At 75.8% G+C, this 12,053-nt stretch carries 5 protein-coding genes and 3 pseudogenes; 7 read left to right on the top strand and 1 reads right to left on the bottom strand.

What is annotated here, in order from left to right; genetic code table 11:
• Positions 1–257: 257 nt before the first annotated feature.
• Positions 258–1,769 (bottom strand): adenylyl-sulfate kinase, encoded by a 1,512-nt coding sequence (gene cysC, locus D450_RS0121350; protein WP_017540685.1) that lies wholly within the window; start codon positions 1,767–1,769, stop codon positions 258–260.
• Positions 1,770–2,115: 346 nt separating this feature from the next.
• Between cysC and mfd the strand changes: the two genes are divergently transcribed.
• The 7 genes and pseudogenes from mfd to D450_RS30860 form a co-directional block, all read left to right on the top strand.
• A complete protein-coding gene (mfd, locus tag D450_RS0121355) occupies positions 2,116–5,697 on the top strand; it encodes a transcription-repair coupling factor (RefSeq protein ID WP_017540686.1) in 3,582 nt (1,193 codons plus the stop codon).
• 944 nt (positions 5,698–6,641) lie between these two features.
• Positions 6,642–6,896 (top strand): annotated as a pseudogene (locus D450_RS35660) (Wzz/FepE/Etk N-terminal domain-containing protein); the annotation flags it as partial.
• A gap of 58 nt (positions 6,897–6,954) precedes the next feature.
• A complete protein-coding gene (locus D450_RS0121360; protein WP_152520884.1) occupies positions 6,955–7,791 on the top strand; it encodes a hypothetical protein in 837 nt (278 codons plus the stop codon).
• On the top strand, positions 7,791–9,308 hold the full coding sequence (locus D450_RS0121365; RefSeq protein WP_017540687.1) for an O-antigen ligase family protein: 1,518 nt from the start codon (positions 7,791–7,793) through the stop codon (positions 9,306–9,308). The genes D450_RS0121360 and D450_RS0121365 overlap by 1 nt, the downstream gene beginning before the upstream one ends.
• Positions 9,305–10,543, top strand: a complete 1,239-nt coding sequence (locus D450_RS0121370; RefSeq protein WP_017540688.1) for a phosphotransferase — start codon at positions 9,305–9,307, stop codon at positions 10,541–10,543. The genes D450_RS0121365 and D450_RS0121370 overlap by 4 nt, the downstream gene beginning before the upstream one ends.
• A 109-nt stretch (positions 10,544–10,652) precedes the next feature.
• Positions 10,653–11,599 (top strand): annotated as a pseudogene (locus D450_RS30855) (sulfotransferase family protein).
• A 79-nt stretch (positions 11,600–11,678) separates the two neighbouring features.
• A pseudogene (locus D450_RS30860) lies at positions 11,679–12,053 on the top strand (polysaccharide biosynthesis protein); the annotation flags it as partial.

The raw sequence follows: 12,053 nt of genomic DNA on the forward strand, positions 1-12,053 counted from the left end.
TCGGCCGCAGGCACGAAGGGCCCCTGGCCGGACGGCCGCGGGTCACCGGCGGCCGACGGCCCTGGGCGCGCCGTGCCCCGGTGACGCTCCCCCGTCGGCCCGTTGGCGTCCATGGGAGTCGTGTCGTCCCCGGCGGCCGCGGCCGCCGTCGGTCGGGCGGCCTTCGGCCGTCCGCTGACGGCAGGAGCGCTGAACCGGCCGGGCGGAAAAGACACCGCTCCAGCGGACACGAGCGTCGACGCGCCCCGTCGGCGCACTCAGGCGTGCCCGCCGCCGGACTCCGGCGGTCCGGGCAGCCACCCGCCGGCGCGCAGCGCGGTGAGCACCTCGGCCGCGGATTCGGCCGGGTCCTGCCCGGTGGTGTCCAGCACCAGGTCGGCGTCGTCGGGCTCCTCGTAGGGGTCGGAGATCCCGGTGAAGGCCGGGATCTCTCCGGCGCGGGCCTTGGCGTACAGCCCCTTGCGGTCCCGCCGCTCGCACTCCTCCAGCGGGGTGGCCACGTGGACGAGGAAGAAGTCGCCGTTCTCCTCGACCATGGAGCGCACCTCGGCCCGGGTGGAGGCGTACGGCGCGATCGGGGCGCACACGGCCACGCCGCCGTGGCGGGTGATCTCGGAGGCGACGTAGCCGATCCGGCGCACGTTCATGTCGCGGTCCTCCCGCGAGAACGTCAGCCCCTTGGAGAGCATGCGCCGCACCACGTCGCCGTCCAGCAGGGTCAACGTCCGGCCCGAGCGGCGGATTCCCTCGGCCACGGCGCGCGCGACGGTGGACTTGCCCGACCCGGACAGGCCGGTGAACAGGACGGTGAGCCCGCGGCGGGTGCGGGCCGGGCGCAGCCGCGCCAGCTCGGCCGCCACCCGGGCGGGGGTGAACCAGGCCGGGAGGGTGCGGCCGCGCGCCAGCATCTCCTCCACCTCCTCGGCGGAGGGCTCGTCGGCGGCGTCGGCCTCCTCGACCTCCGCGGCGGGGCGCCAGGCGCCCTTGGCGGTGTCGTAGCGCCACGGCCCCGGGTCGACCACCGGCAGCGGGCCGCCCGCCGGCTCCCCGCCNAGCACGTGGGTGGCGCCGAACGCGCGGGCGACGTAGGGGGCGACCAGGTCGCCCTCGGCGCCGGGCGGCAGTGTCAGGGCCGCGGTCCAGGTGCGCGGCGGCAGCAGCGGCTCGGCGGCCAGTACGGCGGGGGCCTGGCCCTGGGCCTCCAGCGGGGCGTCGACCAGCAGCAGCACCTCGGCCGGGGCGTCGCCGCCCAGCCGTTCGGCGGCCGCCCGGACCCGGGCCAGTGCCCGGTGGTGCAGCGGGCCGCGGGCCGCCACCGCCAGCAGCGGGCCGCCGCCCCCCTGGGCCTCTCGCCGGGCGCGCAGCTCGGCCGGGGCCAGCCGCAGGTGGCGCAGGGCCCCGTAGGCGGGCGGCCCGGCCAGCCGGACCTCCCCCGCCAGGCGGGGGCCGGGGCCGCGGCCGTCGGGCGCCTGCGGCCCGGCCCGCCAGGCCTCGTGCACGTGGAGCTCGGCCAGCGGCGCCCCCTCCGGGTCGGCCAGCAGCACCGTGCGGGCGCCGGCCAGCTCCTCGGGGACCGGCAGGGTGACCGGGATCGGCCACGGCGTGCCGTCCGGCAGGGCGCCCGCGCCGGCGGCGGCCTCCGCCTCGGCGGCGCCCATGAACCCGGGCAGCGGGTAGCCCCCGCTGAGGATCAGCTCCAGGTGGGCCAGGGCGACCGGATCCGGCGTGAAGACCGGCGCCCCTCCTCCGTTGTCGGTGCCCGTGTGCACTGCGACCTCCGCTCGCGCCGCGCCCGTGGGCGTCTCGGTGTCCCGTCGGTGTCCCGTCGCAGGACAGCGTAGGGGGCGGCGGGGCCGCGGCGGGAACACAGGGGGCCGGTGAGGTGTTGGTCGGAGTGTGCGGAACGCGCCGCGGCCGCACCCGGCCGGGCTCGACGGCCCGCCTGCCTTCCGTCCCGGGGCGGCAGTAGTCTTGGCACGGGGGGAGCCCGCCGACCGCGGGCCGCGTCCCGTGGCCGCGGACCGCCGCGGCCGCCCGGCCCCTGTCGCCACCGTACAGAGCGCCGCGAGCACGCCGCGCGATCGGACCTGTCGTCACACGCCCCTGATTGGTGCCATGAGCCTTTCTGGACTTCTCGCCACCGTCGCCGGCGACCCGGCGCTCACCCGGGCCGTCGAGACCGCCCGCACCGGGGGCGGTCCCGGCCTGGACCTGGTCGCGCCCGGCGCCGTGCGCCCCCTGCTGGTCGGCGCGCTGGCCGCGGACGCCCCGGCCGGGGCCGGGCGGCCCGTGCTGGCGGTGACCGCCACCGAGCGCGAGGCCTTCGACCTGTCCGAGGCGCTGGGCTCGCTGCTGCCCGCCGACTCCGTGGCGCTGTTCCCCGCCTGGGAGACGCTGCCGCACGAGCGCCTCTCGCCCCGCTCCGACACGGTCGGCCAGCGCCTGGCCGTCCTGCGCCGGCTGGCCCACCCCGACCCCTCCGACCCGCTGACCGCGCCGCTGAAGGTCGTGGTGGCCCCGGTGCGCAGCGTGCTGCAGCCGCTGGTGGCCGGGCTGGGCGAGCTGGTGCCGGTCCGGGTGCGCCCCGGCGACGAGGTCGAGCTGGAGGACGTCGTCACCCGCCTGGTCGACGCCGGCTACGCGCGGGTGGACCTGGTGGAGAAGCGCGGCGACGTGGCGGTGCGCGGCGGCATCGTCGACGTGTTCCCGCCCACCGAGGAGCACCCGCTGCGCCTGGAGTTCTGGGGCGACCAGGTCGAGGAGGTCCGCTACTTCCAGGTGGCCGACCAGCGCTCGCTGCCCGAGGGCGGCGACGGCCGCGCCGCCGAGGGCCTGTTCGCCCCGCCGTGCCGGGAGCTGCTGCTCACCCCCGAGGTGCGCGAGCGCGCCGCGGCGCTGGCCGCCGACCACCCGCAGCTGGCCGACGTGCTGGGCAAGCTGGCCGAGGGCGTGGCCGTGGAGGGCATGGAGGCCTTCGCCCCGGTGCTGGCCGACCGGCTGCACCCGCTCTTCGACCACCTGCCCGCGGGCTCCCAGGTCGTGGCCTGCGACCCCGAGCGCATCCGCACCCGCGCACTGGAGCTGGAGGCCACCAGCAAGGAGTTCCTGGAGGCGTCCTGGATCAACGCCGCCTCCGGCGGAGAGGCCCCGATCGACCTGGGCGCCTCGGCGTACATGTCCATCGCCCAGGTGCGCTCCGAGGCCGCGGAGCTGGGGCTGCCCTGGTGGACGCTGTCGCCGTTCGAATCCGGGGACGAGGACGAGGACACGCTCGTGGTGGGGGCCTCCGACGCCGACGCCTACCGCGGCGACACCGAGCGCGCCCTGGCCGACGTCAAGGGCTGGCTGCACGACGGCTGGCGCGTGGTGATGGTCACCCAGGGGCACGGCCCGGCCGAGCGGCTGGCGGCGATGCTGCGCGGCGCGGGTCTGGGCACCCGGCTCAGCGCCGACCTGGACGGGCCGCCGGAGCCGTCGCTGGCCACGGTGGCCACCGGGCTGCTGCAGCAGGGCTTCGTGTGGCGGTCGGTGCAGACCGTGGTGCTCACCGAGACCGACCTGGCCGGGCAGCGCGCGTCCACCCGCGACATGCGCAAGATGCCCAGCCGGCGGCGCGGCGCCGTCGACCCGCTCCAGCTCAAGTCCGGCGACTACGTGGTGCACGAGCAGCACGGCGTGGGGCGCTACATCGAGATGGTCAGCCGCAAGATCCAGGGCGCCACCCGCGACTACCTGGTCATCGAGTACGCGGCCTCCAAGCGCGGCCAGCCCGGGGACCGCCTGTTCGTCCCCACCGACCAGCTGGAGGAGGTCACCCGCTACGTCGGCGGGGAGGCGCCCACGCTGTCGAAGATGGGCGGCTCGGACTGGGCCAAGACCAAGAGCAAGGCGCGCAAGGTCGTCCGGGAGATCGCCGGGGACCTGATCCGGCTGTACTCGGCCCGCCAGGCCTCCCCCGGGCACGCCTTCGCGCCGGACACCCCGTGGCAGCGGGAGCTGGAGGACGCCTTCCCCTACGCCGAGACCCCCGACCAGCTGGCGGCGATCGAGGAGGTCAAGCAGGACATGGAGAAGTCGGTCCCGATGGACCGGCTGATCTGCGGCGACGTGGGCTACGGCAAGACCGAGGTGGCGGTGCGCGCCGCGTTCAAGGCGGTGCAGGACGGCAAGCAGGTGGCGCTGCTGGTGCCCACCACGCTGCTGGTGCAGCAGCACCTGTCGACCTTCACCGAGCGCTACGCCTCGTTCCCGATCACGGTCCGGCCGCTGTCGCGGTTCCAGACCGAGGCCGAGGTGGAGGCGGCCCGGGAGGGGCTGCGCACCGGCGAGATCGACATCGTCATCGGCACGCACCGGCTGCTGTCCGGCGAGAACCGGTTCAAGAACCTGGGGCTGGTCATCATCGACGAGGAGCAGCGCTTCGGCGTCGAGCACAAGGAGGAGCTGAAGAAGCTCCGCACCCAGGTGGACGTGCTGGCCATGTCGGCCACGCCGATCCCGCGCACCCTGGAGATGGGGCTGACCGGCATCCGGGAGATGACCACCATCCTCACCCCGCCGGAGGAGCGGCACCCGGTGCTCACCTTCGTCGGGCCCTACGAGGAGAAGCAGATCGCCGCGGCGATCCGGCGCGAGCTGATGCGCGAGGGACAGGTGTTCTTCGTGCACAACCGGGTGGCCTCGATCGAGAAGGTCGCGGCGACGCTGAGCCGGCTGGTCCCCGAGGCGCGGGTGGCCTACGCGCACGGACAGATGAACGAGCAGCAGCTCGAACGCGTCATGGTGGACTTCTGGGAGAAGAACTTCGACGTGCTGGTCTCCACGACCATCGTCGAGTCGGGCCTGGACGTGCCCAACGCCAACACGCTGATCGTGGACCGGGCCGACACCTACGGGCTGTCCCAGCTGCACCAGCTGCGCGGCCGGGTGGGCCGGGGCCGGGAGCGGGCCTACGCCTACTTCCTGTACCCGCCGGAGCGGCCGCTGTCCGAGACCGCCTACGAGCGGCTGTCCACGGTGGCCCAGCACACCGAGACCGGCGCGGGGATGTACGTGGCCATGAAGGACCTGGAGATCCGGGGGGCCGGGAACATCCTGGGGGCCGAGCAGTCCGGCAGCATCGCCGGGGTCGGCTTCGACCTGTACGTGCGCATGGTCGGCGAGGCGGTGCGCGAGCTCAAGGGCGACGGGGCGGCGGCCGAGGAGGTCGAGACCAAGGTCGAGCTGCCGGTCGACGCGCACATCCCGCACGACTACATCCCGGGCGAGCGGCTGCGGCTGCAGGCCTACAAGCGGATCGCGGGGGTCGTGGGCGAGGACGACATCGCCGCCGCCCGCGAGGAGCTGGTGGACCGGTACGGCCCGCCGCCCCGGCCGGTGGACAACCTGCTCCAGGTGGCCCGGTTCCGGGTGCTGGCCAAGTCGGCGGGGCTCACCGACGTGGTACTGCAGGGCAGCCAGATCCGGTTCGCCCCGGCGCGGATGCGCGAGTCGCAGATGCTGCGGATGCGCCGGCTCTACCCCAAGGCGGTGTTCAAGGAGGCCACGGAGACGCTGCTGGTCCCGGTGCCCAAGTCGGGCGGTCTGGGCGGCCGGCCGCTGCGGGACCTGGAGCTGCTGGCGTGGTGCAGCGAGCTGGTCACGGCCCTGTTCCAGCCGGCGGCGGCCAAGGAGGCCAAGGAGCCGGCCGGCTCCTGAGGTCTCGCCCGGTTCGCGGGCCACTGTCCTGCGACCGGCCGCACCAGGGAGCCGACCGCCCTGCGGGGCCGCTCGCTCGGGGCGACCGTCGCGGCGCGGTGGAGGGTCCGGCTGGGAGCGGCGACAGCGCCGAGACACCGTCCCTGCGGACCAGGACCGGTTCCCGGCACGACGGTCGGCCACCGGCCCGGATCGCCGACCCCCTACCCCGCGGCGCCACCGGAGCGGCCTGCCCAACGCCGCCGAACCTCTGAAAAGCCCAGTACTGGGCTTTTCAGAGGTTCGGCGGGTGCAGAGTACGGATGCCGCGGTTCGCGCCTGCTCTGCGCGGAGGCCGGGCCGATCTGCCGCCCGGGCGTCCCGGTGCGGTGAGCGCCGTCCGGGCCCGGCTGCGTGAAGACGGCACAGCGGCCGGTCAGGGCCGTGGCCGCCTGCGGGGAACCCTCCTGGGCGGAACACGCCCTGATGCACCCCCATCAAGGGCCGTCTCGGTGCGCCGTGGCCGCCTCCTCCGGGGTCGTGTCCGCCGGCGTGGTGGAACCTTCGGCCGCGTCCTTCTGAACGGTGCCACCGCTGCAGCGCCATCGGCGACCCCGCCCCGGGGTGCGCGCCCCTCCTTCTTGCCGTTGATCTCGGGAAAGTCGGGGTAATACCGGCGAGTATTACCCCGACTTTCCCGAGATCAACAAGGGTGTCGATGCGGGCGGCAGGCAGTGCCCCCGGGGGGCGGCCGGGGCCCGCAGAGCTCCACCACGCCGGCGGACACGACCCCCTGCGGCGTCTCGCGGCGGGCCCACCGGCGCGCCGGGGCGGCGCCATGGGCGTGTCCTGTTTCGGTTGTCCTCGAATCACGGGCCGAGCTCCCCTTCCCCGGGCCCGAAAACGACTACTCTAGGTATTCGAAAATTCACCACTAGTGGTAGTCAAGGAAGGACCAGGGCCGCATGGAGACCTCCGCCGCCGGACCGGACCTCAGGGACTGCGCGGACACGCTGCGCCGACGCTGGAAGGCCGTGGCCGCCGCCACCGCCGCCGGGCTGGTGCTGGCGGGGGCCGGGGCCGCCCTCGCGCCGCGTACCTATACCTCGACCACGGCCGTCCAGGTGCGGCCCACCGGGGTCGCCGAACTCACCGGCGAGCTGTCCGGGCGCACCAACGGCGAGGTCAACCTGGACACCGAGGCCCAGGTGGCGACCTCGGCGCGGGTCGCCTCGGCCGCCGCCGAGCGGCTGGGGGGGGGGGCCGANGGAGGTGGAGGTGCCGCCCAACAGCAGCGTGCTGGAGATCTCCTACTCCGCGCCGACCGCGACCGCCTCCCGGGACGGGGCCGCCGCCGTCTCCGCGGCCTACCTGGACGACCGGAGCGCGCGGGTCGGCGAACTCATCGACGCCCGTCTGGCGGCGCTGGAGGAGCAGACGCAGGCGCGCACGGAGCAGATGGAGGAGCTGGCCGTGGACGCGGCCAAGGGCGGGTCCGCCAAGCAGGCCCGGGCCGAGGCGCGGCTGGAGGCCGTGCAGAGCGAGATCTCCGACCTCAACGCCGAGACCGGGCCGCTGAGCGCGGCCGAGGCCTCGCTGGTCCCCGGCCAGGTGCTCACACCGGCCGCGGTGCCGGAGTCGCCCTCGTCGCCGCAGGCGGTGCTGTGGGTGGCCGCCGGGGGGATGCTGGGGCTGGCCGCAGGGGCGGTCGGCGCCTTCGCCCTGGAGCGGCGGGCGCGCGGGCGCGCCGAGCAGGTTGAGGCCGCCGGTGCCGCCGAGGGGACCGCCCAGAGCAGCACTGAGAGGAGCGCGGACAGCGCCGTCGGGTCCGGCACCACGGATGGAGCCCCGTCGAAGGCGCCGGACCGGACCTGGGGCGAGGCCGCCGAGGCCGCCGAGACCGGCGAACCGGATCGGTCGACCGGGCAGGCCGAGACCGCTGAGGCGACTGAGGCGGCTGAGCAGACCGATACGTCCGAGAGGTCCGATACGGCCGCCGATAACGAGGCCACGCCCGACACCGACGCCGCTGCCGGTGGCGACGGCAACGGCGGCGACCGCGAGGAGGCGGACGGGGCCCAGCGCGAGGACGAGCCCGCCGGGGCCGGGCGCTGATGGGCGCCGCGGCCCAGGGCGGAACGGGGCCGCCTTCCGAAGTGCGCCGCCCCGGCGGCCCTGAGAATCCTCCGCCCCCTTCGACTCCTCCGAACCCGAACCCCACAGACCCGGAAAGCCCCGCGTCCCGCTCCCGCCGGCCGGGGCCCTTCCCTGGACGGGCCCTGGGACGGCTTCTGAAGAGCGCGCTGGAGCGCTCCACCCGGCCGGGATGGCCGGTCGTCTGGCTGTTCGCCGGGTACCCGCTGTGGTGGGCGCTGGGGCTGGGCCCCTTCGCGTTCTGGGCGTTCGCCGTCCCCATGGCCGTCGAGCTGGCCCGCCGCCACCGCACGCAGGGGGTCCGGCTGCCGCCGGGGTTCGGCCTCTGGGCGCTCTTCCTGCTGTGGGCGACCGCCGGGCTGGCGCTGGTCGGGATGGTGCCCGAGGGGACCCTTCCCGGATCCGGCGGCCTGCTGGGCGCCCTGGTACGGCTCGGCCACTACCTGGCGCTGACCGTACTGCTGCTCTACATCGGCAACACCGGGCGCGAGCACCTGTCCGACCTCCGGATCGCCCGGGCGCTCGGCTGGCTGTTCGTGGCGACGGCGGCCGGCGGCCTGCTCGGCCTGGCCGCGCCCTACTTCGAGTTCACCTCGCCGATGGAGGTGCTGCTGCCGGCCGGCATCGCCTCGGACTCCTACGTCCAGGCGCTGATCCACCCGGCGTCGTCCCAGATCATGAACGACGTCCTGGCCTACGAGACGCCGCGCCCCAAGGCGCCGTGGGCCTACACCAACACCTGGGGCAACATGCTGTCGCTGCTGCTGCCCTGGCTGGCCGCGGCCTGGCTGATCGCCGGGCGCGGGTGGCACCGGTGGGCGGCCGCGGCCGCCCTGGCGGCCTCGGCGGCGCCCATCGTCTACTCGCTCAACCGCGCGCTGTGGGCGGGACTGGCGCTGACCGCCGTCCTGGCCCTGGTGCAGCTGGTGCGGTCGGGCCGGGCGGCCGCCGCGCTGTCCGGGGTGCTGGCAGGGGCCGCGCTGTGCGCGGTGCTGGCCGCCTCCCCGCTGATGGAGGTGGTGCGGGACCGGCTGGACAGCCCGCACAGCGACGACGGGCGCACCGCCACCAGCCTGGCCGCCGTCGACGCCGCGTCCCAGTCGCCGGTACTGGGCTGGGGCACCACCCGCGACATGCTGGGCAGCTCGGAGTCGATCGCGATCGGCTCCTCCCCGGAGTGCCCGGGGTGCGGCAACCACACCATCGGCAACAACGGCCAGTTCTGGCTCACCCTCATCGCCAACGGGTGGGTCGGCACCGGGCTGTTCACCGCCTTCTTCGCCGTGGCCGCCTGGCGCCACCGGCGCGAACGGGACGCGGTGGGGTCCGCCGCCCTCCTATCGGTACTCCTGCTCTTCTGGTACATGTTCTTCTATGTCGCGCTGACGGCACCGCTGGCGGTCACGATGGCGGGCATCGCCCTGCTCTGGCGGCGGGCCCCCGGTGCCGCGGCGGCGGTGGGGGGTGTCGCGCGGTGAACGGGGAGACCACCTATCTGACGGACCTGGCCGAGGTGCTGTGGCCCTGCGGCGGGCTCCTGGGGCGGGGCGCCGAATGCGCGGACCGGCGCACGCCGCCCGCCGACCGCCCCGCCGCGCACGTGCGCGAGTACCTGCCGGTGCCCTCGGCCCACAACCCCCGGGTGATCCTCCCGGTCACCAACCGCTACGCGGCCGCCCGCGGCATCGCGGCCTTCGCCCAGCGCCACTCCTTCCGCGAGCGGGTGCGGGCGGCGCTGCTCACCACCGCCTTCGCCAGCGGGGTGGCGCCGCTGCTGCTGCGCGACCGGCTGCACGTGGGCAGCGGGCACACCATCGAGCACGCCCTGGCCGCCGCCCTGGACCGGGACGTGGTCATCGCGATCCACGTGGGGCCGCCGCGGGCCAACCGCAAGCCGGTGCTGCTGCTGCTCACCCCCGCCGGCCGGGCCGTGGGCTATGCCAAGGTCGGGGTCAACGAGCTCACCTCGCGCCTGGTCCGGGCCGAGACGCGGGCGCTGCGCCGGCTGGCCGAGGCCCGCCTGCCCGACGTCACCGTGCCGCGGCTGATGCACGAGGGGGAATGGAACGGGCGGCCCCTGCTGGTGCAGGAGGCGCTGCCGGTCGGCGACCAGACCGACCGGCCCACCCGCCGCCAGCTGCTGCGCAGCGTGCTGCAGATCGCCGCGATGGACGGGTTCGGCGAGGGGTGCCTGCGCACCAGCGCCTACCGGGCGCAGCTGGAGCGGCGCATCGACGCGCTGGAGGGGCGGCCGGAGGCGCCCCGGCTGCGCGCGGCCCTGGAGGCGCTGCCCGATGTGCGGCTGCCCTTCGGGGCCTGGCACGGCGACCTCACCCGGTGGAACATCGCCGGAACGCCGCGCCGGGCCTTCGTCTGGGACTGGGAGCGGCTGGAGTCGGGGGTGCCGCTGGGCATGGACGCGCTGCACTACGAGCTCAACGAGTGCGTGCAGACCGGGGTGCAGGCGGGCGTGCAGCGCTGGCTGGACACCGGGGCGCGGCTGCTGTGCGACCCTCTGCTGGCCGATGCGGGGCTGCGCCCGCACGCGGTCCCCGCAGTGATGGCGCTGTACCTGGTCGACCTGGCCACCCGGTACCTGCAGGACCGCCAGGACGAGGCCGGGAGCCCGCTCGCGGCCGTCGACGACTGGCTCCTGCCCGCCCTGGAGGGGCTGGGCGAGCGCGCCGCGCACGAGGCCGGTCCCCGCAGATGACCCTCCGCCGGCGCCGCACCCGGGCGCCGGCGGCCGCGGCCCGCCCGCTCCGGCCGCGCCGACACCCGCGCCCCGCCGCGGGGCGCCACTCCGACACGTGAGGACACCCATGCGCTTCCCTACGGCCGGACGGCCCGTTCCCGCCCCGCTGAAGAACGCCGCGCTGACCGCCGCCGACCTCGCCGGACACCTCGGGCGCCGCTCCCGGGCGCTCCCGGACTTCCTGATCGCCGGCGCCCAGAGGTGCGGGACCACTTCCCTGTTCAAGGCACTGATGCAGCACCCCCAGGTGTTCGGGCCCACGCTGCGCAAGGGCGTGCACTACTTCGACACCGCCTACGGGCGGGGCACGGACTGGTACCGGAGCCGGTTCCCGCTGCGCCGCACCGTGCGGCGGGGCGCCCCCGGGGNGTGGGCGAGTCCAGCCCCTACTACCTGTTCCACCCGCTGTGCGCGGAGCGGATCGCCGCCGACCTGCCCGAGGCGAAGGTGGTGGTGATGCTGCGCGACCCGGTGGAGCGGGCCTACTCGGCGCACAGCCACGAGAGCGCGCGGGGGTTCGAGGACGAGCCGTTCGAGCGCGCGCTCGACCTGGAGGAGGAGCGCCTCGCGGGCGAGGAGGAGCGGCTGGCCGCCGACCCGCTGGCGCACTCCTACCACCACCAGCACCACGCCTACGTGGCCCGCGGCCGCTACATCGACCAGCTCCTGCGCCTGGAGAGGCACGTGGGGCGGGAGCGGATGTTCGTGGTCGACAGCGAGCGGTTCTTCGCCGAGCCCGAGCGGCACTTCCCCGAGCTGGAGGAGTTCCTGGGGGTGCGGCACTGCCCGGGCGTGGCGTTCGGACGGCACAACGCCCAGCCCCGCACCGCGCTGCCGGACCGGCTGCGCGGGCGCCTGGAGCGGGCCTTCGCCGAGTCCGACGAGCGGCTGGCCGAGTGGTGGGGGCAGACGCCCTCCTGGCGCTCCTCCCCCGACCGAGCGGCCCGTCCCGAGCCCGGCGCCGACCTGCCGGACGGCCCTTCCGGCGAGCGGTACGCGTCCGACCTGTACTGAACCGGCCCGCGCCGCCCTCCGGCCACGGCCCCCACCCGGCCGAGCGACCTGAACGAGCGACCCGAACGAGCGGAGAACGATGGCGCCCGAGCCCCCGACCTCCCCCCGCGTCGGCGCGGGCCGGACCGGCGGGGACGCCGTGGCCCGCACCGCCCGCGGCGGGGCGCTGAACACGGCCGCCGCCGTCGCCGGGGCGGCGCTCAACCTGGCGCTGGTGGTGGCGGTGGCGCGCGGGTTCTCCCAGGACACCGCGGGGCTGCTGTTCGCCGCGACCTCGGTGTTCCTGATCGCCTCGTCGGTGGCCCAGCTGGGCACGGCCAACGGGCTGGTCTACTTCCTGGCCCGGGCACGGGCGCTGGGCGCCTCCGGGCAGGCCGGGCGGCTGCTGCGCACGGCACTGGCCCCGGTGGCGGCGGCGTCGCTGGGCCTCGCCGCGGCCACGGCGGGGGTCGCC

The organism is Nocardiopsis halophila DSM 44494 (assembly GCF_000341245.1).
Taxonomy (GTDB): Bacteria; Actinomycetota; Actinomycetes; order Streptosporangiales; family Streptosporangiaceae; genus Nocardiopsis_A; species Nocardiopsis_A halophila.

What these genes read in the sequence shown, in the direction of transcription:
- mfd (WP_017540686.1), top strand. Translation starts at nt 2,116, where the DNA reads ATGAGCCTTTCTGGACTTCTCGCCACCGTCGCCGGCGACCCGGCGCTC.
- D450_RS0121365 (WP_017540687.1), top strand. Translation starts at nt 7,791, where the DNA reads ATGGGCGCCGCGGCCCAGGGCGGAACGGGGCCGCCTTCCGAAGTGCGC.